This window comes from Marinilactibacillus sp. XAAS-LB27, assembly GCF_036039175.1.
Lineage (GTDB): Bacteria > Bacillota > Bacilli > Lactobacillales > Carnobacteriaceae_A > Marinilactibacillus.
On sequence record NZ_JAYXKP010000006.1, the window covers coordinates 159,576 to 182,505 of the forward strand.

Here is a 22,930-nt window from a genome sequence, read left to right on the forward strand (position 1 = left end):
TATTCAATTATTTCACTGTGCTGAAACGATAGGTCGTCTTAGACTGGTACGTTTCTTCTGGACGTAAAACGATGTTACCGAAGCCTTCCTGATTTACAGCATCCGGTAAAGCTTGTGTCTCTAGTGTGATTCCGGCATATTGAGGAGCCGGTCTTCCTTTAACCGTATAAGCATCCATTTCAGCGTTATGTGTGAAAATAACGACGCTTTGTTCTTCTGTATACATTTCCACTTTACGACCACTTTGGCTTTCTGTCAAGATTGCTTGAGGCCCTTCTACTGTCTGATCCAGTACAAATGGATGGTCGAGTCCTGACAATGATTTGATTTGAGGTTCATTTGATAATAAAGCTTCTTCGAGAACTTTCGGTTCAGAAAAATCAAACGGAGTTCCTTTAGAGTCTTCCAGTTGTCCTGTTGGCAAATTTCTGTCACCAAGCGTCCCATGTTTAGAGCTCTTCAACTGAAGCGTATGGTTTAATATCGGCTGATGAATATCGCCATTTAAATTAAAGTAAATGTGATTGGTTGGATTAAACAAAGTCGTCTTGTCCGTATTTGCTGTATAAATAATCGTCCATTCATTATTCTCATTCAAGGTGTATTCAACGGTCACATCCAAATTCCCTGGAAAACCTTCTTCTCCAGCTAGGCTCTTGTAAGAGAATATCAAGCTAATTGAGTTCGATGCTTCTTTTGTCTCAACATCAAAAAGTTTGGTGTCCAGTCCTTCAGGTCCACCATGCAACTGGTTCCCTTTTTCGTTCACATCCAACTGAACTTGAGTACTGTCTACCTCGTATTGACCATCGGTTATACGTCCAGCCACTCTACCAATTGTTGCGCCATAAAAGGGTCTATGCGCAAGCATATCTTCTAGGCTTTCAACGTTTAACGTAATATCTGCTGTTTTTCCACTTTTATCTGGCGTCACGATTTTAGTTACAATCGCACCGTAAGGAATCGCCGAAAGAGATATACCGTTTGTATTCGTCATGGTGTATTCTGTTATCTCTTGATTCAAATAAAATCCAAATGCTTTTGTTGTTAATTTCAACTTACTTCCTCCTCTATTAAATAATTCTTTCAAGCAAGCGTTATCATCTGTATATTATACCGTTTTTAACGTTTCAGCGAAACGGTTAAATGCCTCTTTTCCAGCCTGATCTCGTTTAAATACACCTGCATCTTTCAAAACTTGTAGAAATACCTCTCCTACTGCCGATTGTATCACTTCATCGGCTGTCATTTCGTTCAACTCTCCATGTTCTGCTTTAAGCTGCTCTGCCCATTCTTGGTGAATTTTTTCTACAGATGCCTTTTTTCCAACAAGATATTTCTGTACTTCAGCTAACTCTCGTTCAAGCCTTGGTGGTAAAATAGCCAAACCCATGACTTCTATTAAGCCGATATTTTCTTTTTTGATGTGCTGCACCGATTGATGCGGATGAAAAATCCCGTCTGGATAAGTTTCAGATGTGCGATTATTTCTGAGCACTAGATCCAGCTCAAATTGATCACCCCTCATTCTGGCAATAGGTGTAATCGCATTGTGTGGTGTCTGGCCTGTGAAAGAAACAATATCGACTGAGTGATCTTCATAAAGTCCCCATGCAGTCATAATTTTTTTAGCAGCTTTTTCCATCGATTGCTGATCTGTACTCTGGATACGAATAACGGACATCGGCCATTTAACAATCCCTGCTGTTACTTGCGGCAGATCTTTTAATTGGAAGGTGTGCTCCATTTCAGCACGATCTAGGGCAAAGGTGTGTCTGCCGCCTTGATAGTGATCATGTGAAAGAATTGATCCTCCAACAATTGGCAAACCAGCATTCGATCCTACAAAGTAATGCGGGAACGTAGTCAAAATATCCAGCAAGTTTCGAATAGCTTTCTCCCCAACGTTCATCGCCCGATGTTCTTCAGAAAGGAATATCGCATGCTCATTGTAATACAGATAAGGAGAGTATTGATATCCCCAAGGTTCTCCTGCAACGTCCAATCGGATAATCCGGTGATTCGTTCTTCCAGGATGGTTCGCGTTTCCTGCATATCCTTCGTTTTCTATACATAATAAATTTACTGGATAGTCTGACTTCTCTGTTTTTGCTAGAGCAATCTGCCTTGGATCTTTCTCTGGTTTAGAAAGATTGATCGTAATCTCAATTTCTCCATATTCTGTTGCATGCGTATATTCTATATTTTTAGCAATTTCCCGCGTTTTGATATAATTGCTATCTTTACTGAGTTTATAAAAGTAATCGGTCGCTTCTTGTTTATTCTTTTTATATCGTTCCCAAAAAGTACGGTTCACTTCTGAAGGCCTCGGTACGATCACATCCATAATTTTAGATTCCAAGACGTCTCTTTCAGATAGTGTATCTTTGATTACGTTCTGGCGAATTGCATATTCAATCATTTGATCCAGTAACTCTAATGGATCGGAAACCTTTTGTACTTCAACTGACTTCAATTCTTTTTTATCTAACAACTCTAGTATCTTATTCGTAAAGTAAATACTATCTAGCGGATCAATTTTATGATTTGTCTGATAATATTTTATAAATGACACAATCGTCTGGTCGATTGACTGTGTTTCCAACTTTTTTGAAGTCACGTCTGTCATACAAGATCCCATTCCTTTGTTCCGTCCGCTGTTTCTGCTATATAGACCTCGCCTGGATGTCCAATCTCTTCTTCATACGCTTTCTCAACTTGTTCAATAAAGTTTTCTACTGCATCCTGTTCTACGATTGCAATACAGCATCCACCAAATCCGCCACCTGTCATTCTAGCGCCAACAACACCTGGTTGCTTCCATGCTAATTTCACTAATAAATCCGTTTCTTTAACTGTCACTTCATAGTCTTCATGTAAAGAAGTATGCGACTCGTTCATCAGTTGACCAAAAGTCTTTAAATCTCCTGATTTTAAGGCATCAGCTGCTCGCTCTGTTCTTTTATTTTCGTAAACTGCGTGTTTTGCTCTACGAACAAGTACATCTTCACCAATTACGTGTTTGTTCTCTTCAAATTCTTGTTCAGATAGCTCACCTAATGAAGAAATTTCTAAAACCGTCTGTAGTTGTTCAAGAGCTTCCTCACATTGGCTTCTTCTTAGATTATATTCAGAGTCTACAAGTTCTCTTCGTGTCATTGAATTCATAATTAAGATTTTATGTTCAGGTAAGTCTACAGGAACTTGCTCATACTCTAATGTATTGGTATCCAGTAACATGGCATGAGATTTCTTCGCCATCCCAACTGCAAACTGATCCAGTATTCCTGAGTTTAATCCCATAAATTCGTTCTCAGTTTTCATACCTAATTTAACTAGATCAAGCTGTTCAATATCCAAGTGGAATACCTCTCTAATCACTACACCTGTCAGGAGCTCTAGTGAAGCAGAAGAAGACAATGATGCACCATTTGGGATATTCCCATTAATGTAAATGTTAAATCCGTTAGGTAATGAGCCATAATTTTCTTGGATGTATTGAGTCATACCTTTTAAGTAATTCGTCCATTTATCTGCTTTTTTGTATGCAATATTGGTTAAGTCAAAATGCATGATGCCGTCATCTGGAAAGTTCGCTGAATAAGCTGCTACAGATTGATCTTCTCTCATAGATACCACTGCATATGTGCCCATTGTAATCGCGCAAGGAAAAACTTTTCCTCCGTTATAGTCTGTGTGTTCTCCAATTAAATTAATTCTTCCGGGAGAAAAAAATACACGTTCTCCGTCTTTTCCAAACACTTCTTTGAATCCGCTTAATAATTGTTTCGTCTCCATGCTACTCCCTCTTTCAACTGTATTTATTTACATTGTAAGCCTTTTAGTAAAAACATACAAGTAAATTTAGTAAAAATAGAGTCGAAATAAAAACGCCTAATGTTAAGCTACTTAGGCGCTTTGTCTTCCAATAAGTATTTACCCAAAGATCATTTCTAAAATTTGAACGATTGGTCCTGATAAATCCATCCCCATTACGCTTGCAATCACGTTTAAGACAAAGAAACTCATTAGTCCCATCCCAAATATAAAGGCTCCTTTTTTGTATTTTAAGTCATCCTTTTGCATGTTCTCACCTTCTTAAAAGCATTCTTTTAAAAACAATATTGTTTTTTATATTCGTCCATATACAAAACTTCAACGACTCCAGACCAGTCCAGAACGCTTCCTACGAAATCAACAATGTCTAGCCCCTTCATTTCGTATGTGTCCTCATCATTTACAGAACCCGAAGCATCTTCTATATAAGTGACCTTGTATCCCCTATCTATTCCAGCTATTGAAGTAAACAAACAACAATATTCTGCATTGAAACCTACGACAAATAAATGACTGACCTGTTTTAGCTTTAAATACGCTTGTAAAGCATGATTTGATAAAGCATTCGGTGAATCTTTTTCTATTACCTTTATGTTCATCTGTTCAATAGATTCTTCTAACTCACTCTCTACTGAACTTGGATCAAATATAGAATCAGAATCTTCGAGTATGTGTTTTGTGGCGACGACAATTTGCTGTCTTTTCTTAAAATCATCCATTAGTTCACGAATATGTGCTAGTTCTTTACTGAAATTCTTTCTTTTTAAAATACCTTTTTGCGCATCTAAAACGATTAGTGCCTGCATTGAATCCTCCTCAAAAGTAATTATGTTTAGTTATTCTCTACACTCAAAACTCATCTTAAATTCATTATTCTTATCTTTTTATCATTTAAAATCATCATACACTTTTAACACTATGTTAGCAATAATCCTGAGAAAGTTTCTTCAATGCTATTTTAATCGTTCTTCACAAATTCATCATAACTATTGCAGTGATATCCCTGAAACATGTGTTTTATTATGGTATAATGGAGATGTTAAAAAACAAGTAAACGATAAAACACACGACTGATTAGGGGGTCAATATCATGCCATTTCTTCCATTTTTCTATTGGGATAACACATTTATTTTGATCATTATCGGTATGGTCATTTCAGGTTTTGCAAGTATGTATGTTCAATCCACTTACCGAAAATACGGTGAGGTTAACAGCAAAAACGGTCTGACTGCTTCAGAGGTCTGCCGTAAGATTTTAGATGTTGGACATCTTCAAGATGTTCGTTTGGAAGGTATCCGTGGTAACTTAACGGACCATTACAACGCTCAAGAAAATGTTTTACGTTTGTCAGATACTACAAGAAACTCCAGATCCGTTGCCGCAATCGGTGTTGCTGCTCACGAAGCAGGTCATGCTCTACAAGACCGTGACGATTACGGTCCATTAAGACTGCGTGCAGCACTTGTGCCGGTAACGAACTTTGGTCAAACTGCAGCTTTTCCACTCCTGTTTTTAGGATTCTTCTTAGGTGAAGCTGGTGGAATGTTTGTTAATATCGGTATTCTATTATTTTCTCTGACTTTACTATTCCAACTGGTTACTTTACCAGTAGAATTCAATGCCTCGAATCGTGCGATTCAAGTACTTGAAACTCAAGGATTACTCAGTAGAGAAGAAATTCCTCAAGCACGTAAAGTCTTAAATGCTGCGGCTCTGACTTATGTAGCTGCTGCTATTGCTTCATTCTTAAGTGTCTTGCGTCTTGTACTCATTTTCAGTGGGAACGGACGAAATCGTGGATAAACCATTTATATGAAAAAAAAGCCGCAATCTCAACTCAAGAGATTGTGGCTTTTTTGTTAGGCGTTTTGTAAACTTTCAATGTAATGTTTCAATACATGAATTGTCTGGATACAATCTGATAGTTCAGACCACTCTTTCGGGTTATGACTAATTCCATCTTTACTTTGGATAAACAACATCGCTGAGGGAATATGACGTCCTAAAATCATCGCATCGTGTCCTGCACCGCTAGACAGCATAAACGGCTCTATTCCATTAGCTCGGCAACTCTCGGATAATTGTTGCTGCAGTTTTTCTGGAACTGGAGAAGGGGCAACGTCGTGCACTGTTTCATGATCAAAGTTCACACCGGTTTCTGCTTCTATTATCTTTCCTGCTTCAAGAATCTTATCAATCAGTTCTGCTCTTGAATCAAATTGTATATCTCTAATATCAATATATAACACAACTTCTCCAGGTATAACATTTGTCCCATTTGGTTTAACTTGGATATTCCCGACAGTTGCCACCGCTGAATCATTGACTGTGCATGGTAGTCTGCTAACTTCTTGTATAAATGCACTAGCTGCAACCAACGCGTCTTTACGGTCGTCCATTGGCGTATTTCCAGCGTGTCCTGCAATCCCTTCAAACGTTACTTTCAACCAATACGGTCCTGCTATTCCCGTAACAACACCACAAGGAAGCCCAGCCTTCTCTAATTTCTTTCCTTGTTCGATATGCACTTCTATGAAAGTCTCAATTTCTGATAATTCTCTTCCAGCATCTTGGTATCCTTGAACAGTCAGTCCAACATCTTGGATGACCTCTTCAAACAGGCGTCCATCATAATCTCTTCGTAGGAGAGTTTTTTCCATATCTGTATCGCCTACCATTGCTTCGCTACCGGTTAATCCACCATTAAATCTAGAGCCTTCTTCATCGGTAAATACAACCACTTCGTATGGTTTCTCAGGAATATAACCTGTATCTTTCCATGCCTGAGCGACTTCAAGAGAGGCTAAGACACCAATTGTTCCATCAAAATGTCCCCCATTTGGTACGGTATCCACATGAGAACCACTTAAGACGGCTGGTTTTCCTTTCTTTTCACCTTCTAATCTCCCAAAAATGTTCCCCGCCCCATCTTCGGTAGTTGTCAGTCCGGCTTCCTTCATCCATCCAATCACTTTATCCTTAGCTTCTCTTTCAAGAAAAGAAAAACCTGGACGTCGAGAGCCATCTTCTTCTGTTAAACCAATATTTGCTAGTACAGATAATCGTTCTGCTATTCGTTTGCCAGAAACGCCATTTTTCGATAATGTACCATCGTAAGTTTTCAATAAGCGCTCGTTTAAGTTTATGTACTGATTTTTCATTTCAATCTCCCCTTGACGATTTTTATTTATTATAGCATGTTCAAAAGAAAAAAAGAGAGGATCCTTTTGGACCTTCTCTTGAACTGTTCTATTACTTTGCATCTTCTGCAAAGATAATGTGCCATTCGTTTTGTTTAGATAAAAATTCACGTGCAACTTCTTTAGCGCCTTCTAAGGTATGATGTGCAGCCCAGCCACATTGTTTTTCGTTACTAGCCGGTACTTCGTCAGCTTCTAGAATATCTTCCATTGTACGTTTCAGTACATCTAAAATCTCATCGTAATTTTCATGGTTGATTACGGTTAGGTAAAACCCTGTCTGGCATCCCATTGGGCCAAAATCAATTACATAATCGGCATGATTGCGAATATGTTCCGCAGTCAAATGCTCTAGAGAGTGTACAGCCATCATATCCATATGCTCTTTGTTTGGCTGCGAGAAGCGAACGTCATATTTTACAATCACATCCCCCTTTGCACCAGTTTTGCGATCTGCGACTCTTACATATGGTGCAATGACTTTGTTGTGATCTAAATTGAAACTTTCAACGTTCATTCTTTTTTCTACCATAATTCTGTTCTCCTTTTTCCTTTTATTCTTCTCATAGCGAAGATTTCGCTCAATGATTAAAGTGTGAATCTAATCCTTTTCCCCTTCTATTATCCAAACATACTCATTCATTTGCTGGAAAGATACTTCTACAAAGCCTACTTCTTCAAATGCCGTTTGAACCTGTTGTAGCAGCGGGTAGTATTCTCTTTTCAAATCATCTACTAGTTCAGCATACCCCAGATTTGACGCTTCTTCAATCTTTAATTGGTACGCTTCTTCAGATATAAATAAAGTATCTGCAAACACGACTTTTCCACCTTTGGGAAGGAGCTGAATATATTGTTTTAGAACATCACCTTTTTCATTATCAGTCAAATGGTGAAAGACGTATGAACTGACAACCGTGTCAATTACTCCAACTGGCGTAGGATATCGTTGCATATCTCCGTCGTAAACAATAAAGCTTTCGGGTAGTTTTTCTTTCGCTTGTTCTCGCATTTGTGCTGAAGGTTCTACTGCGAATACTTGCTTATCATGATCTATTAGTTTCTGCGTCAAATTACCCGTGCCAATTCCAAATTCAAGCACGTGCTCTCCACTTCTGGCTACGATTTCGTCCAATATGTGTTCGTAGTTTTCGAACACGGCTCTGTACTGAACATCGTTTCCTTCAACGAATGTATCGTAGTCTTCAGCCCATTCAGAAAATACTTCTAAGAATTCTCTACCCATTCTGCTCTTCCTCTCTCAACTCACTACTGACACTATTAACTGTTCTTTTAACAACTTGAGCAGGTATCCCGACAGCTGTAACCCCAGTAGGAATATCTTTCAAGACAACTGCCCCCGCACCAATCTTGGCGAAGTTTCCGATTGTTACGTTTCCAATTACTTGTACATGAGCCGATAGAAGTACATGGTTACCAATGGTTGGATGTCTTTTTCCTGTTTCACTTCCACGACCACCAAGTGTTACACCATGAAACATTCGTACATCATCTCCTATTTCTGCTGTTTCTCCAATCACAATGCCCATTCCATGATCAATAAATAGTCTTTTACCGATAATTGCACCTGGATGAATCTCTATGCCTGTCAGAAACCGAGCAAATGTTGAGATTATTCTGGCAAGTAACTTTAAATTTCTTTTGAATAAAATATGAGCGATTCTATAATAGACGGTCGCCCATAGCCCTGGGTACGTTAAGAAAACTTCAAGATTGGTTCTAGCGGCTGGATCTTGTCTCCTATATGTCTGAATTAATTCTTTAAAGGACTCCATACGTGCTCCTTCTACTTACTGATCTTGAACATGAGAAAAGCCTGTATTTAAATCATCAATCAAATCCTCTACATCTTCGATCCCGACAGATAATCTGATTAATTCATCCTTGATACCAGATTTCAGCCTTTTTTCTTTTGGAATCGAACCATGTGTCATTAATGCCGGAATCTCGATTAAGCTTTCCACGGCCCCTAAACTTTCTGCCAGAGTGATCAATTTTAACGCCTCAACAAACCCTTTAGCAGAAAATCCTTCAACCAATTCAAATGAAATCATGCCACCGAAACCAGTTGTTTGTTTTTTAGCAATTTCATGACCTGGATGGGAAGAGAGACCAGGATAATAAACTTTCGCTACTTGAGGATGCTCATCTAGATACTGTACAATTTTCTTGGCATTGGCTTCATGTGCATCCATTCTAATGGCTAACGTTTTGATCCCTCTTTGAATGATCCAACTGTCTTGAGGTCCAAGGATTCCGCCAATCGCGTTTTGAAGAAAACCAAGCTCTTCGGCCAGTTTATCGTCATTTGTTGTGACTAGTCCGGCTACGACATCACTGTGACCGCCGAGATACTTAGATGCACTGTGTAAAACAATAGAAGCACCGAGTTCCAGTGGTTTTTGATGATACGGTGTCGCAAAGGTATTGTCTACAATTGAAATTAGCTGATGTTTTTTCGCTATTTTTGCAACAGCTGCAATATCGGTTATCTTTAGCAGTGGGTTGGTCGGTGTTTCTAGAAAAATAGCTTTTGTCTGATCTTGAATGGCTTTTTCTACCAATTCAATCTTGCTTGTGTCCACAATGGTAAAGGTTAATCCTAATCTTTTCAGAATCTTATCCATCAATCGGTATGTTCCACCGTAAACATCATCTCCAACAATAATATGATCTCCTTTTGAAAAAAGCGAGAAAATCGTATGCGTTCCGGCTGAACCGGATGCAAAAGCGAATCCTCGAACCCCACCTTCCATATCAGCAATGAGCATTTCAAGCGCTGCTCGGGTAGGATTTCCGGTTCTAGAATATTCGTATCCCTTATGAACTCCTACTTTTTCTTGCTTGTAAGTGGAAGTCTGGTGAATCGGTACATTTACTGAACCCGTCGCTTCGTCATGGCTAATACCACCGTGGATGTAAGTTGTTTTCATTCTCATTATCATTGAACCCCTTTATAAATATTTTTTGATAAATATCGCTCACTACTGTCTGGAAAAATTGTTATGACGGTACTGCCTGCTGGTAATCGTTTAGCTTCTTTTAGCGCTCCTGCAAAAGCTGCGCCACTAGAACTTCCCACGAACAAACCATTTCGCTTAGCTAATTCTTCTGTGTAAAAAAAGGCTTCTTGATCTGAAATCGTATAAACCTGATCAATCCACTCTTTTTTCATAAAGGTCGGAATGAATTCCATACCAATACCTTCTGTTTCATGCGGACCTGGCTGCCCGCCACCCAAAATAGAACCCTCCGGCTCTACGACAGCCGTCAAAATATTTGTGTCATGTTCCTTTAGATATCTGGCGATACCACTAAATGTTCCTCCACTACCTGCGCCAGCCACAAAAGAATCTGGATAGTGATGATCCAAATCAGCTATCAGTTCCGGCCCAAGTGTTTCATAGTAGGTATCCGGATTGCGTACATTTTCAAATTGTAGAGGAAGATAAGCATTTGGATGTTGATCTTTTAATTCTTTCGCTTTTTGGATAGCACCTTTCATCCCCTCTTCTGTAGGTGTATGGACGATTTTTGCCCCTAACGCTTTCATCAATTGTTGCTTTTCCTGGCTAAACTTTTCTGGAACAACAAATATAGTCGGCATACCGTATGATATTGCCGTTAGCGCTAGTCCAATCCCCGTATTACCAGCAGTCGGTTCGATAATTGTCGTTTGGTTAGTGATTTCTCCCGACTGCAACGCTGCTTCTATCAACTTTTGACCTAAGCGATCTTTAATACTGCCACCTGGATTAAACATTTCAAGTTTTGCTAATATTCTTGAACCCTCAGGTATGTCATATCCTGTTATTTCAAGCATAGGCGTTCGTCCAATTAATTCTGTTACATTGTGATAAATCATTCTCCACACTCCTTTAGTAAGATTTCCGTATAATAAAAAAAGCGCACAAGGCTATGCCTCATGCGCACTCACTACTTTATTAAAATCAACTAGACTTAATGCTATCCATATTTGCCTAAGACCTGAATTTCTCAAGAATTATTGACTTATCTGGATTGGCTCATCGATTTTGATAAAACATTTTTGAGGGCATGAAGAATAAACTGTGCAACATGTGCAACAGCAAGCTTTATTCATGTTCAAAAATAGATTTTTCAATGAGTCCATCCCTTTCTTTTGTATGTGTTTACATTAATTTTAGTAATCATATCACTGCTACAAAAAGAAGTCAATCAGCAAATGATTTTCCATTTACTAATCGACTTCTTTATCCTCATCTTGAACGAAGAAGATCTTCGTAGAAAATGGCTTTTGAAGTTTCAATATAAGGTGTGATGAAAAGATAACCCAGACCTAACGTTAATGCTCCCAAGAAATGCCATCCAATAAAACTCAATTCTAGTACAAATAATTTCCATTTATAGCCATCCATCAACTCTCTACTGCGTGTGATACACTCCGTTGGTGAAAGGTAGTGCCCACTCTCTGTAGCATCTTTGTAGATGAAATAAGTTTGAGCATAAGAAAAACTTTTAACAATACCAGGTATAACAAACAAAAGTGACCATAGAAACATATAAATCCACTGCAGTATATACATCCCTAGGACAGGTATAGTGTAACCTTTTCTAAATACTTGTAGTGAATCTTTTAGCGGCACAATTTCATAATTTGGATTTCTGACCATATCTAACAGAGTATAAGACACACCCGTAGCAAATAAGATCGTTAAAATATTAGAGATTATTTCCCTTATATTCATACTAAAAGTCGCATCTGTATTAGGATTTCCACCAAAAATTAGGTCGTTATTAAAAAAGTCAGGATTAAAAAAACTAAATGTAGCAGCTGCACCACCAACTATCAAAAAACCAATCAATACTGGAATAATATTCAGTAGAGCGGCTTCCTTCCATCTACCTTGTAGCGTTTGTCTGGCCAATCTTCTAATTTCTCCTACTGGTAACATCTTATACCCTCCAATTTCAAATCAATTTATTTGTAACTGTATAAAATTTTATTTGCTATTTCAGTATTTCTTAGCTGATTTGCTAAAGTACTCGTTGTTTTATTTGGTAGTTGTTTGTTCAACATTTCGAGATTTTCCATGATAGTCCAGCAGATTGACTGGTCTACTTTATTGCCAGATCTACATAATGCCTTGAACCGCTCTTCATAGGCTTGGAGCAAAATGATCCTCTGGTCTGGACCTGCTAATCCAATCCTCCAGGTCGCACGTAATACACTCTCAGCAAGCTCTTGATCTGGGACATATGTACACTGCCAGATATCCTGAAAACTCTGTAAAATCCTCTTTTCAGGATCGCTAATGGATAGATAACATAACAGCTGACTTGCACCAACCCTCTGATAGAGATCGGGTGATTTCAGGTTTAAAATTAATTTTCCCCAGACTTCATAAGACCAGTCAACTCGGTTTTCACTTTTTTCTAAAAGCAAAATGAATGCCGTCAATTGACACTCTTGTTTCCCATGTTCAACCATCTCTAACAACATCTCTGTTTCTTTATCCATCATCAAATTCATCCTTTGGCATACTGTCCTTGTTTAACTGTATCTTTATTTTACTAAAGCCATTCGGACAATTCTATCATGCTTAAGACTGATTTTTATCTAAATCATATAAGTCTAGTGATTGTTCTATCTCTTTTTCGATCTGTTTCCTAAGCATGCTCAGTCGATTTTGAGAAGTATTCATTTGATTTAGTAGATTTTCAAGACTCGATAAATTATCTTGGATTTTGTTATAGTTACTAACGTCCGTAAAGATATTGTCTAGCAAGAAATCCATTAAACGATGACTATTTGAGAGATATTCATATCCACTATCCCAACCGTAAGAAACATCTTTCAATTCTTCTTGATAGCGAATCAAGCTACCTTCTACTTTTTTCATAATGGATTCAGCTTTATCAATATGATCATATTTAACCAGATCTGTTATGAATCCTCCTCCAAGCATATCGACAGTTGACCAGGACTTTGCAGAATCTAAAGCATCTATCGCTTCATCTACATATCTCAATATCTTTTGTCCAATGTAAAAAGCTTCATCAATCTCTTCGCATACCTCTCGCCAATGCTTTCTCTCACTGAACGCTTCAAGCACTTCTTCTCTATAAGTATCACTGGTTTCGCTCAATTGCTGCTTCAGTGCTTGCAATTGCGTTGTCAATCGATTACGTTCATTTTCCAAACGCTCGTGCTCTAAAAAGGCTTTTTCCAAAGCTTCATTACAATCATTTAGATGTCTATAAGCTTTGGTTCTAGATTGCTTTGTTTTTTCTATGTATTGTCCTTCTCTGCCAATCAAACTGGTTAAAAAACGTTTAAACTGTTGTTTTGTATAATGTTCGGATGATTCTGTAAAAGATTCGTATACTCGCTTTGCATCTATTTTTGCCCGCATACACTGGTTTAATTGCTTTTGATTGACGGTTAACGCCCCTTTCACTCTTGTCAGTTTCGCATAAAGATTGTCTAACTCTATCACTGTTTCTGCCTTCTTTCGATTGACGATTTATTTTGTTCTTTATTATACCGATTGTTTTGTTTCTTCGCTATAACGAGTTAAACAAAAAAGGCCGAAGCAAATGCTTCGACCTTTTACTGTTTAAGCTGATTAATTCGTTCCAAGCTCTTCACGTACAACATTGGCGATACGTTCTACATAGTTGACTACAGCTTCCTCAGTCTCTGCTTCTGCCATAACTCGCAGTAATGATTCTGTCCCACTAGGACGAACGAGCACACGTCCATTTCCAGCCATCTCAGCTTCAACTTCTTCAATAATTGTCTTGATTGCAATGTTGTCCATTACATTGTGTTTGTCCGTAACAGGAATATTCACTAATTTCTGCGGATACGTAACCACTTCTTCCGCTAGCTCAGATAGTTTTTTGCCTGTTTGTTTCATAACGTTTAGTAATTGAACACCCGTTAATAATCCATCACCTGTTGTATGATAATCAAGGAACACGACATGTCCTGATTGTTCTCCACCCAAGTTGTAACCATTTTTAAGCATTTCTTCTACTACATAACGGTCTCCGACCTTTGTCTTAACAGATTCTAAATCATGTTCTTCAATCGCTTTATAAAAACCGATATTACTCATAACTGTAGAGACAATCGTATTTTTCTTTAAACGTCCTTCGTCATGCATGTATTTACCACAAATATAGAGAATCTTATCTCCATCTACAATATTTCCTAATTCATCAACAGCAATTAAACGGTCGCCATCGCCATCAAAAGATAATCCAACATCTGCACCTTTTTCAAGTAAAAATTCTGCAAGATGTTCTGGGTGTGTACTTCCGACACCTTCATTAATATTTAATCCATCAGGTGAAGCTCCAGTTACATCAAATTCTGTATCCAAGTCTGCAAACAAACGATTCAATAGCGGGCTAGCTGCTCCATTGGCACCATCTAGGGCAACGTGGATACCAGAAAGATCGCCAGAGATTGTTTGTGTCAAGAATTGGATATATTTCAGCATACCTTCTTTGTACTCTTCAGAAGTTCCTAAACCATCTGCACTCGGGCGCGGTAGAGTATCTTCATCAGCATCAATCAATGCCTCAATTTCTTGTTCTTGATCGTCAGACAACTTGAATCCGTCTGCCCCAAAGAACTTGATTCCATTATCTTGAACTGGATTATGGGAAGCTGAGATCATAATACCAGCAGTTGCGCCTTGTTGACGCGTTAAGTATGAGACCCCAGGAGTCGTCAATACACCTAGTCTTAAGACTTCCGCTCCTACAGAAAGTAATCCAGCAATCAATGAGTACTCTAGCATACGTCCAGATACCCTAGTATCTTTTCCAACTAATACGCGTGGTCTTTTTTCATCTGTATGTTGAGCTAGCACATAGCCGCCATATCTACCAAGTTTAAAAGCCATTTCTGGAGTTAATTCTGCATTTGCAATTCCTCTTACTCCATCTGTTCCAAAATATTTTCCCATTGTTTAATAGTCTCCTTTTCATTCACAAAAACTCTGATTTTTATTCTGAAGTGTCTCCATCCGTTGAAGCTTCCTCATCACCTGTTGTTACTCGAATCAATACTTCCAGCTCTTCAGGATCTGTTTCCGTGATACCCTCAGGTAATTTCAAAGGTACTGTTCGAACCGTTGATTCAGTAATGCCTGAAACATCTACTTCCACAGAGAAGTTATTCAGCGCCTCAAGAGCGTCTGTTTCTCCCGTTACTTTTATATTCTCTGGTTCTCCTTGTGCAATTTCGAGTGCATAAGTGTAATTTTCATCTACTGTCCCTGTTTCTCTTAAAACGATTGGAACCGTTCTTTGCGTTCCTTCAACAGGAATCATCACGTCAATTTGCTGAGGATCGATATTTACATTCAAAGGATCTCCCATATCATTTAAAACTAATACATTTAAAGTCATGTCTATATCATCTGTAACGCCACTATCTTCTGGTACAACGACGACCATTACATCTGCAATCTCATCCATCGTTGATTCAGCTCCGGAAATTCGAACTCTTTCAGAAGATAAAACAGGTGTCCCGGCTCTATATCCTTCTGCTAGGTGCGTGGATTCGTTAAATTCAACGCGTACTTCGCGTTCTTCAACTCTTTTTTCTTCCACTGTTAAAGCGAAGTCAGATGGGCTGATACTATAATCTAATTGACTACTAATGCCTTCTGCTTCCAAACGAACCGTATGTGATCCAGGACCTAATTCATTTAAATCCGGTGTAACAATATTAAAATTTTGAGTAGCTAGTGTCTGCGTTAATATTGCTTGCGGTCCTTCCAGACGAATTGTTGCCGTTTCTGGTATCCCAGCTACAAAATAACGATCCCGATCAACATTGATATCAATCGGCATATTTGTAATCACTTCGGTACTTGTAATACTAGCACCGTCTGTTGGATTCGTTGATAGATTTCTAGATGCTTCCTCGTAGTAAACAAATGAAAACAATAAAATCGCAAAGAACAGCGCAATAAAGCGTGTTACCCAGTTATTATCCAAGTTCCATTTCATTTACCAGACACTCCTTTCCGAACGGAGTCAATGATTCTTTGTAGCGGTCCTTGTGTCTCTTTTTCTTTTTCAGTCATAACTAATTCTTTATTTAAATAATTCACAACATCGTTACTACTCATTTCAGTAATGAGGTTTCCGCTACGAGCGATACTAATTTCTCCTGTTTCTTCAGAAACAATCAGCGTAATCGCATCCGTAACTTCCGACAGTCCTATCGCAGCTCTATGTCTCGTTCCTAACTTTTTAGGAATTGCAGGACTCTCAGATAATGGTAAATAACTCGCTGCTGTCATAACCTTGAAATCTTTGATGATAACTGCACCGTCATGTAATGGTGTGTTTGGAATAAAGATATTGATCAAAAGTTCAGAAGAAATATCTGCTCCTATTGATATACCTGTTTTAATATATTCATCCAAACCACTTTCCATTTCGATAGAAATCAATGCACCAATTCGTCTTTTACTCATATACTGTATAGCTTGTGCCATATCCTCTACGACGACTTCGCTTGGATTACTTTTCTTTCTTCTACCAAAAACAGAGCCTCTACCTAAATGCTCTAGTCCACGTCTTAATTCTGGCTGGAAAATGATAATCAAAGCCAAAGCAGACCATTGAATGACAAAATTCACAATAAATTCTGTTGTATTCAATTGTAATACGGCACTAAATAATTTAAGTAATAATATTACCCCTATACCTTTGAGCAACTCAATCGCTCTTGTACCACGGACAATTTTAATCAACTGATAGATAAAGAATGCTACGATCATGATATCTACAATATTGATAGCTGTTCTCCACGTAAACAAATGCGACCAGTCAAAGTCCGTTAATAAATCAAAGGGCATGAAAGTCACCTCCTAATTCTAAACATGCACGAAACAAGTATATCATAATTAAGCCATTTTATTGTTAATTAAAGCGAAAATTCGTTACATTTAATCTTTGAAGAAAGTCATAAAAAAAAGCCAGATAGCAGAAGCTGCTACCTAGCTTTTAAAATACTGGGCTACCAGGATTCGAACCTGGGGCATGACGGGATCAAAACCCGCTGCCTTACCGCTTGGCTCTAGCCCAAAAAATGGAGGGAGCAGGATTCGAACCTACGAACCCGAAGGAGCGGATTTACAGTCCGCCGCGTTTAGCCACTTCGCTATCCCTCCAAAATATATTAGAAACCATGTTTCATCTGAATGCCGGCTAAAGGAATTGAACCCTCGACCCACTGATTACGATTCAGTTGCTCTACCTACTGAGCTAAGCCGGCCCAAAAGTGAACATATCTTAAACAAATTTCCAACATGACCCCTACGGGATTCGAACCCGTGTTACCGCCGTGAAAGGGCGGTGTCTTAACCGCTTGACCAAGGGGCCATTCTATCTCGTGCTTTTTTTAACACAAGATATATTGTATTATGAAATACCCCTTTTGTCAACAGTATATATGATTTTTTTAAAATTTTACGCTTCTACTTTGANATTCTATCTCGTGCTTTTTTTAACACAAGATATATTGTATTATGAAATACCCCTTTTGTCAACAGTATATATGATTTTTTTAAAATTTTACGCTTCTACTTTGATTGTCTTGTATTTGTCAGATTTTCTATCAAATAGTTCAACTACATACGGACAAACTGCCTTGATTTTCTTTCCTTGCTTCTCCATATCTTCCACTACAGTATCAACCAATTGCTCTGCTATACCTTGGCCTCTTAAAGAAGGATCTACGAATGTGTGATCTATTGCAACGACGTTATCATTAGGAACAAAAGTAATTTCCGCAAGTAATTTTCCATCTTCTTCTTTATAGAATCGATTTTCGCCTTTAGTAAATTCCATCTAGCAACCTCCTAAAATTATTATGAAATTAATGTTAGCATATTTTAAAAGAATTTACTTCTATCTTACCTTTTATAAGTGAAAAAGATGTCTAAATCGTCAATAAAACCGCTTTAAATCAATTTTTTTCTGAAAACATCCATAAATCATTTGACATCTAAAAAATGAGGAGTAAACTAATAATGCTAGAGCGCCAAAGAACGTTATTTCCCAAAGGAGGAGACATTTTTATGTCCGAAATTTCTAAAGATCACAAGATACTAGTCATCATGATATTAAACAAAACAGAGTTATTAGATGAGTTACTTTTAGAGTTTACAAGTGCAGGCATTGATTCTGCTACAGTATTAAATTCTGTAGGTATGGCACAACAATTATCTACACTTGAAAACACTCGAATCCTTTCTACTTTGCGTCCGTTTATTACATCTGATCATTCAGAGAACAAGATGATTTTCACGATTGTAGACGAGTCACAAATTGAAACGATACGTACTGTCGTTAAAGATGTTATCGGAGATCTATCAGATCCGGATACTGGTGTACTGTTTGCCATACCGACTTTATTCACTGAAGGTTTTCATTAACATACTTTGCTAGGAAGGAAGAGAGATTAAATTGGAATTCAACACTATGTTTTACGTGGCCCTGATGTTACTTATAGGGTCTTTATTCGGTCGCGTAGCCGCTATGATTAAACTGCCAACTGTTACAGGCTATATTTTTGGAGGCCTGCTGATTGGTCCATCATTTTTCCATATCATGCCCGAAACAGTTATAGATAATATGGAAATTATATCTGAAATTGCTTTAGCTTTTATATCTTTTACTATCGGACTATCATTCAAGGCAAGCTACTTGAGAAGAGTTGGTTTGACTCCACTGATTATTGCCGCCATCGAATCCACATTAGCAGCGGTGCTAGTGGCGGGCTCGTTGATACTCATAGGGAGTGACACAGCATTTTCTCTGATTATGGGAGCAATCGCTGCAGCAACAGCGCCAACTTCAATTTTACTCGTTATGAAAGAATATCGTGCAAAAGGACCAGTATCTGAAATGCTCAAAAGCGTAGCAGCTCTAGATGATGCTACTGCCCTTATTTTATTTGGATTTTGTTCCACTGCAGTTAGAATAATGGTGAACACTTCAGGTGAAAGTATCAATGTCCTATCTTCAATTTTCCAACCAATCTTTAGTGTCTTTATTGCATTGGCTGTAGGTGCTGCTGTAGGTTTTGCTATGAAGTATCCTTTGAAATATACAAAAACATCTGGGCAAAAGCTTGGTTTACTCATTGCTTTCGTATTTTTATCTAGCAGTATTTCGGTTGGACTTGGCGTATCAGAGTTACTCTCAGCTATGATGACTGGTACTGTGCTTACGAATATTTCAAGCGATGCACCACAGATGGGGGAATTTTCTGATCGCATTACACCTCCAATATTCATATTATTTTTTGTATTAGCTGGTGCACAGTTAGATATTCATATCATTCCAACTGTAGGTTTAATTGGAATTATGTATACCGTTTTCCGAATTGTCGGGAAATTCACTGGGGCTTATATTGGAGCTTTATTAACGCATTCCCCTAAAGTTGTTAGAAATTATCTCGGCTTTATGTTGCTACCTCAAGCAGGTGTCGGTATTGGTTTGATTGCCATTTCAGCTGGTATTCTACCTGAGTATGCTGACCAAATCAGAACCGTTGTTTTAAGTGCAACATTGCTGTATGAGTTTTCTGGGCCTGTTATCACTAAACTCGTTTTACGTAAAACCGGTGAAATTGGTGCTATTCCATCAAATGTACAAGAAGCTGCGGATTTTTAAAAATTTATCTATACCCTAACGAAAAACCCGGAAATCAATGACTCCTATAGAGGTCGTTAATTTCCGGGTTTTATTTGTTTTTATGAACGATTTATCCCTGCTATTATACTCGTTTCATTTTTTAATGAATTTCATAAATATAAATCGTACTAACGGCCCCATCACAATTAATTGCAGCGGTAAAGCTACGATCAAGTTTTTTCCGTAAATAGATACGTAATCAAGCATGATGGACTCGGTAGCTTTATCTGTATGAATATACGTAGAAATTAGTCCATATATAGACATAAAGAAGGCCATACCTACAACCATGCATACAGATATCCCAATCACTTTAAAAATTGGATTCTCAGTATTTTGCGTAAGTTTCAGCGCTATTTTTTTTGCGTTTGGACCTACTAGGAACAAATCGAGCATGATTGCAATTGAAAATCCAATTACAAAATCCCCCATTCCTTCTAAAATACTAAGGTGTCCAATCATTCCATTTAAGTACAGATTGTATATGGTCATGAACAATACCATTCCAAAGCACATAATTGAACCAAAATATAAACTTTCTTTTTTCGTATTCGGCATAAATTCTCCTATCTATTTAATTGCTTCAACTATTGTACCCTGAAAGATTCTCATTTCGTAAGTAAGAATTCTATCATAATCGAAGACATAAAAAACTAGGAATGCAGACACTTACTTACATCGTCTGTATTCCTAGGAGGATTCATTATTGTTCAAAAGTATTTGCGTTAACTTCATCTCTTTTAGCAAAAAAGAAAAATGCGCCAAAGATCAAACAACTATAATAAGTGATGATACGCCAGAATATTAGACATAGTATCAATATAGTTGGTTGAAGAATCAGGCCAAATAGCAAAGAAAAACTGTATTCTGCTCCGCCACTCCCTCCTGGTATAGGAACCAATGAGGAAAACATCATGATAAATGCATGAAATGCAATAACCTGAAATAAATTGACATTTTCAATGCCTAGTCCTTGTATGATGAAAAATGGAATACTTAAAAACAAACTCAGTTGTGCTATCGTCAACAAACTACACTGGAACAACAACTTTAAATCAAAACTCATTCGATTACTTTCTTCATGGAATGAAAGAAGCTTACGATCCAATTTTGCTTTCCATAGCTCGTATCGTTCTTTTCTAACAAAAAATGATACTGGTCTCAATACTGAATGAGCAATAAAAAAAGCTACTCGCTTACTTTTTGCGATTGTTATAAGCGTAATGATCACGACTGTATTTAAAATAAATCCGATCACAATCAATAAACTCAATTGGGGAATAGAGTTATTCTGTAAGTACCCAAACCCAAAAACTAACACAATGGTAGAGCTCAAAACGAGCATCGATTGAAAAATGATAAACTTTATTAGTAAAATCGAACTGCCTACACCAACAGATATTCCGTTCTTTTTCATCAGAAATAATTGAGCGGGTTGTCCTCCACTAGCAAATGGTGTGATGGTATTAAAAAATTGTCCAATCATTGTAATTTTGACAGACTCCCAAACAGTCTGAGGACTATCAACTTTTCTAGTGATTCTTCGAAGCACCATAGCTTCTAAAAACCAGTAAAAACACATTACGAGCATACCTATGAGTAACCATCTAACTTCTACTTGTCGTAAATTTTCTACCGCAGCATGTACATCAATATCTCTAAAATGAAATATAATATAACCAACGCTGATACCAAGAACCAAAAACAAGCTAATTAGCTTATTTTTCTTTAATTCAATTCCTATAGATTTCATGATAATAGTCCTTCCATATACTACAAAGTCGCTCTTCAGAGTAATATTGTGCTCCCTCACGCGCTTTCTCTTTTGCATCCTGGTAATTATCTTGATTCAATCTTACTCGCTCAATAGAGGCCGCAAATTCAGCTATTGTATGCCCCTTAATATAGTATCCTTCCAATATAGCCTCGTACAACTCTAAATCTCTGGTTAAAATAGGAATACCACTACTCATAGCCTCCAAAATTGTCATTGGAAACAGTTCATTATAAGAAGGCATAAATAATAAATCTGAAACGTTATAGTAATTATTCATCAAAGCACGATCAATAATACCCGTAAATTGTACATTCTTCGGCGGATGATCAAAAATCTTTTTTAATTCTTCATATCCTGCAGTCATTTTTCCGAACGAAAATCCTCCTACCCAGATAAATTGAACTTGAGGGAGTTGTTTTGAGACCGCAATAAAATCCAGTATTCCTTTACGATGCTGGATTTGTCCAGCTCCGATCACCACAAATGCGTCTTCTGGTATACTCAGTGTTTCTCTAATAGCCAGTTTTTCCTGAATCCCCATTGGGTAGAAGTCTTTTTTTGCTACAAAATTTGGAATATATGTTACTTTTTCCTTCTTGATTCCATGCGCTTCTAATTTAGGAATAAAAGAGGGGTTTACGACCACCAATCCATCCATTCTGTTGTAAAACGAAAGAAGGTATTTATTGAAAATTTTCTTTACGAGAAAAGGTAACTGTAGACTTCCTTCCAGTGTTTCCGGTAAAAAGTGGACATGCCCTACTCTTATCCCTCTTTTTTTTCTGGAGAATGTAGAGAGGTAAAACAAAAAATCCACTGTATGGTAGTGTGTAATATCGGCTTTTATATTTTTATTGATCGTTAATTCATATGTATTTGAATCATCATTGTTCAGTAAGTTGATAAATTCCCTATAAGCCGAACCAACGCCTTGGCCCTTAACTTTTTCTGCTGACGACAGCATATTTAGTTTAAGCATAAATTACCTCTATTTCCCTTTAATGTCTTTCAAATACTATTATGATCTTTAAAGAGATGTCTTCAGTTTTCCAAATCTTATTCTGATAAACTTCTGATCAGTAGATAGTATACCAAAACCTGTTCTAATTGACATTAGACCTTAGACCGATAAAACATAAACTTAACAAAAAATCGGTAATAAATCAGCCCATATTTTATGCTGACTTCCATTTATAGAGTTATAGAGACAAAAAAAGACAACGCCTAAGGACGTTGTCTCATAAAAGCCACTTGCCGGATTCGAACCGGCGACCTCATCCTTACCATGGATGCGCTCTACCTACTGAGCTAAAGCGGCTGATATTTTTTGCAAATAAAAACTCCGCAAGCAGGGCTCGAACCTGCGACAACGCGATTAAC

At 37.7% G+C, this 22,930-nt stretch carries 24 protein-coding genes and 5 tRNA genes; 3 read left to right on the forward strand and 26 right to left on the reverse strand.

Annotated elements, in window-relative coordinates; all coding sequences use genetic code 11:
- Positions 1 to 7: 7 nt before the first annotated feature.
- The 5 genes from VXN63_RS09095 to VXN63_RS09115 form a co-directional block, all read right to left on the reverse strand.
- Complete coding sequence (locus VXN63_RS09095) at positions 8 to 1,057, reverse strand: aldose epimerase family protein (protein WP_327757730.1); 1,050 nt, start codon at positions 1,055 to 1,057, stop codon at positions 8 to 10.
- Positions 1,058 to 1,111: 54 nt separating this feature from the next.
- Positions 1,112 to 2,629: a UDP-glucose--hexose-1-phosphate uridylyltransferase gene (galT, locus tag VXN63_RS09100; protein ID WP_327757731.1), complete on the reverse strand. Its 1,518-nt coding sequence runs from the start codon at positions 2,627 to 2,629 to the stop codon at positions 1,112 to 1,114.
- Positions 2,626 to 3,798 (reverse strand): galactokinase, encoded by a 1,173-nt coding sequence (locus tag VXN63_RS09105; RefSeq protein WP_327757732.1) that lies wholly within the window; start codon positions 3,796 to 3,798, stop codon positions 2,626 to 2,628. Before VXN63_RS09105 ends, galT begins: the two co-directional genes overlap by 4 nt.
- Positions 3,799 to 3,936: 138 nt before the next feature.
- The gene (locus VXN63_RS09110; protein WP_327757735.1) at positions 3,937 to 4,086 is read right to left on the reverse strand and encodes a hypothetical protein; all 150 of its coding nucleotides are present in this window, start codon (positions 4,084 to 4,086) and stop codon (positions 3,937 to 3,939) included.
- Positions 4,087 to 4,112: 26 nt separating this feature from the next.
- A complete protein-coding gene (locus VXN63_RS09115) occupies positions 4,113 to 4,643 on the reverse strand; it encodes a cysteine hydrolase family protein (protein WP_327757736.1) in 531 nt (176 codons plus the stop codon).
- Between the two features lie 284 nt (positions 4,644 to 4,927).
- Here VXN63_RS09115 and VXN63_RS09120 point away from each other — a divergent pair, with 284 nt between their 5' ends.
- The gene (locus VXN63_RS09120; RefSeq protein WP_327757737.1) at positions 4,928 to 5,641 is read left to right on the forward strand and encodes a zinc metallopeptidase; all 714 of its coding nucleotides are present in this window, start codon (positions 4,928 to 4,930) and stop codon (positions 5,639 to 5,641) included.
- 56 nt (positions 5,642 to 5,697) lie between these two features.
- Here VXN63_RS09120 and VXN63_RS09125 read toward each other — a convergent pair whose 3' ends face one another.
- The 17 genes from VXN63_RS09125 to VXN63_RS09205 all read right to left on the reverse strand — a co-directional run bounded on the left by VXN63_RS09125 (position 5,698) and on the right by VXN63_RS09205 (position 17,922).
- Entirely contained in the window at positions 5,698 to 6,999 is a 1,302-nt protein-coding gene (locus VXN63_RS09125; protein WP_327757738.1) for a M20 family metallo-hydrolase, read from the reverse strand.
- 91 nt (positions 7,000 to 7,090) lie between these two features.
- The gene (locus VXN63_RS09130) at positions 7,091 to 7,570 is read right to left on the reverse strand and encodes an S-ribosylhomocysteine lyase (RefSeq protein WP_327757740.1); all 480 of its coding nucleotides are present in this window, start codon (positions 7,568 to 7,570) and stop codon (positions 7,091 to 7,093) included.
- Positions 7,571 to 7,639: 69 nt separating this feature from the next.
- The gene (locus tag VXN63_RS09135; RefSeq protein WP_327757742.1) at positions 7,640 to 8,284 is read right to left on the reverse strand and encodes a class I SAM-dependent methyltransferase; all 645 of its coding nucleotides are present in this window, start codon (positions 8,282 to 8,284) and stop codon (positions 7,640 to 7,642) included.
- A complete protein-coding gene (gene epsC, locus VXN63_RS09140) occupies positions 8,277 to 8,834 on the reverse strand; it encodes a serine O-acetyltransferase EpsC (RefSeq protein WP_327757744.1) in 558 nt (185 codons plus the stop codon). Before epsC ends, VXN63_RS09135 begins: the two co-directional genes overlap by 8 nt.
- Positions 8,835 to 8,849: 15 nt before the next feature.
- Positions 8,850 to 9,998 (reverse strand): bifunctional cystathionine gamma-lyase/homocysteine desulfhydrase, encoded by a 1,149-nt coding sequence (locus VXN63_RS09145; RefSeq protein ID WP_327757745.1) that lies wholly within the window; start codon positions 9,996 to 9,998, stop codon positions 8,850 to 8,852.
- 2 nt (positions 9,999 to 10,000) lie between these two features.
- Complete coding sequence (locus VXN63_RS09150; protein ID WP_327757746.1) at positions 10,001 to 10,924, reverse strand: PLP-dependent cysteine synthase family protein; 924 nt, start codon at positions 10,922 to 10,924, stop codon at positions 10,001 to 10,003.
- 373 nt (positions 10,925 to 11,297) lie between these two features.
- On the reverse strand, positions 11,298 to 11,993 hold the full coding sequence (locus VXN63_RS09155) for a DUF975 family protein (RefSeq protein WP_327757749.1): 696 nt from the start codon (positions 11,991 to 11,993) through the stop codon (positions 11,298 to 11,300).
- A gap of 26 nt (positions 11,994 to 12,019) precedes the next feature.
- Positions 12,020 to 12,562: a hypothetical protein gene (locus VXN63_RS09160; protein ID WP_327757751.1), complete on the reverse strand. Its 543-nt coding sequence runs from the start codon at positions 12,560 to 12,562 to the stop codon at positions 12,020 to 12,022.
- Positions 12,563 to 12,641: 79 nt separating this feature from the next.
- Positions 12,642 to 13,538, reverse strand: coding sequence for a hypothetical protein (locus tag VXN63_RS09165; RefSeq protein WP_327757753.1), 897 nt, complete (start codon positions 13,536 to 13,538; stop codon positions 12,642 to 12,644).
- A 129-nt stretch (positions 13,539 to 13,667) separates the two neighbouring features.
- Positions 13,668 to 15,020 (reverse strand): phosphoglucosamine mutase, encoded by a 1,353-nt coding sequence (gene glmM, locus VXN63_RS09170; RefSeq protein ID WP_327757755.1) that lies wholly within the window; start codon positions 15,018 to 15,020, stop codon positions 13,668 to 13,670.
- A gap of 40 nt (positions 15,021 to 15,060) precedes the next feature.
- The gene (locus VXN63_RS09175) at positions 15,061 to 16,071 is read right to left on the reverse strand and encodes a CdaR family protein (RefSeq protein ID WP_327757756.1); all 1,011 of its coding nucleotides are present in this window, start codon (positions 16,069 to 16,071) and stop codon (positions 15,061 to 15,063) included.
- Complete coding sequence (gene cdaA / locus VXN63_RS09180; RefSeq protein ID WP_327757757.1) at positions 16,068 to 16,928, reverse strand: diadenylate cyclase CdaA; 861 nt, start codon at positions 16,926 to 16,928, stop codon at positions 16,068 to 16,070. The genes VXN63_RS09175 and cdaA overlap by 4 nt, the downstream gene beginning before the upstream one ends.
- Positions 16,929 to 17,084: 156 nt before the next feature.
- Positions 17,085 to 17,157, reverse strand: a tRNA-Gln gene (locus VXN63_RS09185).
- 5 nt (positions 17,158 to 17,162) lie between these two features.
- Positions 17,163 to 17,243: transfer RNA gene (locus VXN63_RS09190), tRNA-Tyr, on the reverse strand.
- Between the two features lie 31 nt (positions 17,244 to 17,274).
- Positions 17,275 to 17,347 (reverse strand) — tRNA-Thr (locus VXN63_RS09195).
- A 35-nt stretch (positions 17,348 to 17,382) separates the two neighbouring features.
- Positions 17,383 to 17,454 (reverse strand) — tRNA-Glu (locus tag VXN63_RS09200).
- 192 nt (positions 17,455 to 17,646) lie between these two features.
- A complete protein-coding gene (locus VXN63_RS09205; protein ID WP_327757758.1) occupies positions 17,647 to 17,922 on the reverse strand; it encodes a GNAT family N-acetyltransferase in 276 nt (91 codons plus the stop codon).
- 182 nt (positions 17,923 to 18,104) lie between these two features.
- Between VXN63_RS09205 and VXN63_RS09210 the strand changes: the two genes are divergently transcribed.
- Positions 18,105 to 18,509: a hypothetical protein gene (locus VXN63_RS09210; protein ID WP_327757759.1), complete on the forward strand. Its 405-nt coding sequence runs from the start codon at positions 18,105 to 18,107 to the stop codon at positions 18,507 to 18,509.
- A 46-nt stretch (positions 18,510 to 18,555) separates the two neighbouring features.
- Positions 18,556 to 19,752, forward strand: a complete 1,197-nt coding sequence (locus VXN63_RS09215; protein ID WP_327757760.1) for a cation:proton antiporter — start codon at positions 18,556 to 18,558, stop codon at positions 19,750 to 19,752.
- A gap of 114 nt (positions 19,753 to 19,866) precedes the next feature.
- On the opposite strand, the gene VXN63_RS09220 is transcribed toward VXN63_RS09215, so the two are convergent.
- The 4 genes from VXN63_RS09220 to VXN63_RS09235 all read right to left on the reverse strand — a co-directional run bounded on the left by VXN63_RS09220 (position 19,867) and on the right by VXN63_RS09235 (position 22,868).
- Entirely contained in the window at positions 19,867 to 20,331 is a 465-nt protein-coding gene (locus VXN63_RS09220; protein ID WP_327757762.1) for a DUF2798 domain-containing protein, read from the reverse strand.
- Between the two features lie 145 nt (positions 20,332 to 20,476).
- Entirely contained in the window at positions 20,477 to 21,526 is a 1,050-nt protein-coding gene (locus VXN63_RS09225) for a lysylphosphatidylglycerol synthase transmembrane domain-containing protein (RefSeq protein WP_327757763.1), read from the reverse strand.
- The gene (locus VXN63_RS09230; RefSeq protein WP_327757765.1) at positions 21,507 to 22,529 is read right to left on the reverse strand and encodes a glycosyltransferase family 4 protein; all 1,023 of its coding nucleotides are present in this window, start codon (positions 22,527 to 22,529) and stop codon (positions 21,507 to 21,509) included. Before VXN63_RS09230 ends, VXN63_RS09225 begins: the two co-directional genes overlap by 20 nt.
- Positions 22,530 to 22,795: 266 nt before the next feature.
- Positions 22,796 to 22,868 (reverse strand) — tRNA-Thr (locus tag VXN63_RS09235).
- Positions 22,869 to 22,930: the final 62 nt, after the last annotated feature.

What these genes read in the sequence shown, in the direction of transcription:
- VXN63_RS09130 (WP_327757740.1), bottom strand. Translation starts at nt 7,570, where the DNA reads ATGGTAGAAAAAAGAATGAACGTTGAAAGTTTCAATTTAGATCACAAC.
- VXN63_RS09205 (WP_327757758.1), bottom strand. Translation starts at nt 17,922, where the DNA reads ATGGAATTTACTAAAGGCGAAAATCGATTCTATAAAGAAGAAGATGGA.
- VXN63_RS09105 (WP_327757732.1), bottom strand. Translation starts at nt 3,798, where the DNA reads ATGGAGACGAAACAATTATTAAGCGGATTCAAAGAAGTGTTTGGAAAA.
- epsC (WP_327757744.1), bottom strand. Translation starts at nt 8,834, where the DNA reads ATGGAGTCCTTTAAAGAATTAATTCAGACATATAGGAGACAAGATCCA.
- VXN63_RS09110 (WP_327757735.1), bottom strand. Translation starts at nt 4,086, where the DNA reads ATGCAAAAGGATGACTTAAAATACAAAAAAGGAGCCTTTATATTTGGG.
- VXN63_RS09210 (WP_327757759.1), top strand. Translation starts at nt 18,105, where the DNA reads ATGCTAGAGCGCCAAAGAACGTTATTTCCCAAAGGAGGAGACATTTTT.
- VXN63_RS09125 (WP_327757738.1), bottom strand. Translation starts at nt 6,999, where the DNA reads ATGAAAAATCAGTACATAAACTTAAACGAGCGCTTATTGAAAACTTAC.
- VXN63_RS09220 (WP_327757762.1), bottom strand. Translation starts at nt 20,331, where the DNA reads ATGCCGAATACGAAAAAAGAAAGTTTATATTTTGGTTCAATTATGTGC.
- VXN63_RS09120 (WP_327757737.1), top strand. Translation starts at nt 4,928, where the DNA reads ATGCCATTTCTTCCATTTTTCTATTGGGATAACACATTTATTTTGATC.
- VXN63_RS09175 (WP_327757756.1), bottom strand. Translation starts at nt 16,071, where the DNA reads ATGAAATGGAACTTGGATAATAACTGGGTAACACGCTTTATTGCGCTG.
- VXN63_RS09145 (WP_327757745.1), bottom strand. Translation starts at nt 9,998, where the DNA reads ATGAGAATGAAAACAACTTACATCCACGGTGGTATTAGCCATGACGAA.
- VXN63_RS09215 (WP_327757760.1), top strand. Translation starts at nt 18,556, where the DNA reads ATGTTTTACGTGGCCCTGATGTTACTTATAGGGTCTTTATTCGGTCGC.
- VXN63_RS09150 (WP_327757746.1), bottom strand. Translation starts at nt 10,924, where the DNA reads ATGATTTATCACAATGTAACAGAATTAATTGGACGAACGCCTATGCTT.
- galT (WP_327757731.1), bottom strand. Translation starts at nt 2,629, where the DNA reads ATGACAGACGTGACTTCAAAAAAGTTGGAAACACAGTCAATCGACCAG.
- VXN63_RS09160 (WP_327757751.1), bottom strand. Translation starts at nt 12,562, where the DNA reads ATGATGGATAAAGAAACAGAGATGTTGTTAGAGATGGTTGAACATGGG.
- cdaA (WP_327757757.1), bottom strand. Translation starts at nt 16,928, where the DNA reads ATGCCCTTTGATTTATTAACGGACTTTGACTGGTCGCATTTGTTTACG.
- glmM (WP_327757755.1), bottom strand. Translation starts at nt 15,020, where the DNA reads ATGGGAAAATATTTTGGAACAGATGGAGTAAGAGGAATTGCAAATGCA.
- VXN63_RS09230 (WP_327757765.1), bottom strand. Translation starts at nt 22,529, where the DNA reads ATGCTTAAACTAAATATGCTGTCGTCAGCAGAAAAAGTTAAGGGCCAA.
- VXN63_RS09115 (WP_327757736.1), bottom strand. Translation starts at nt 4,643, where the DNA reads ATGCAGGCACTAATCGTTTTAGATGCGCAAAAAGGTATTTTAAAAAGA.
- VXN63_RS09155 (WP_327757749.1), bottom strand. Translation starts at nt 11,993, where the DNA reads ATGTTACCAGTAGGAGAAATTAGAAGATTGGCCAGACAAACGCTACAA.
- VXN63_RS09225 (WP_327757763.1), bottom strand. Translation starts at nt 21,526, where the DNA reads ATGAAATCTATAGGAATTGAATTAAAGAAAAATAAGCTAATTAGCTTG.
- VXN63_RS09135 (WP_327757742.1), bottom strand. Translation starts at nt 8,284, where the DNA reads ATGGGTAGAGAATTCTTAGAAGTATTTTCTGAATGGGCTGAAGACTAC.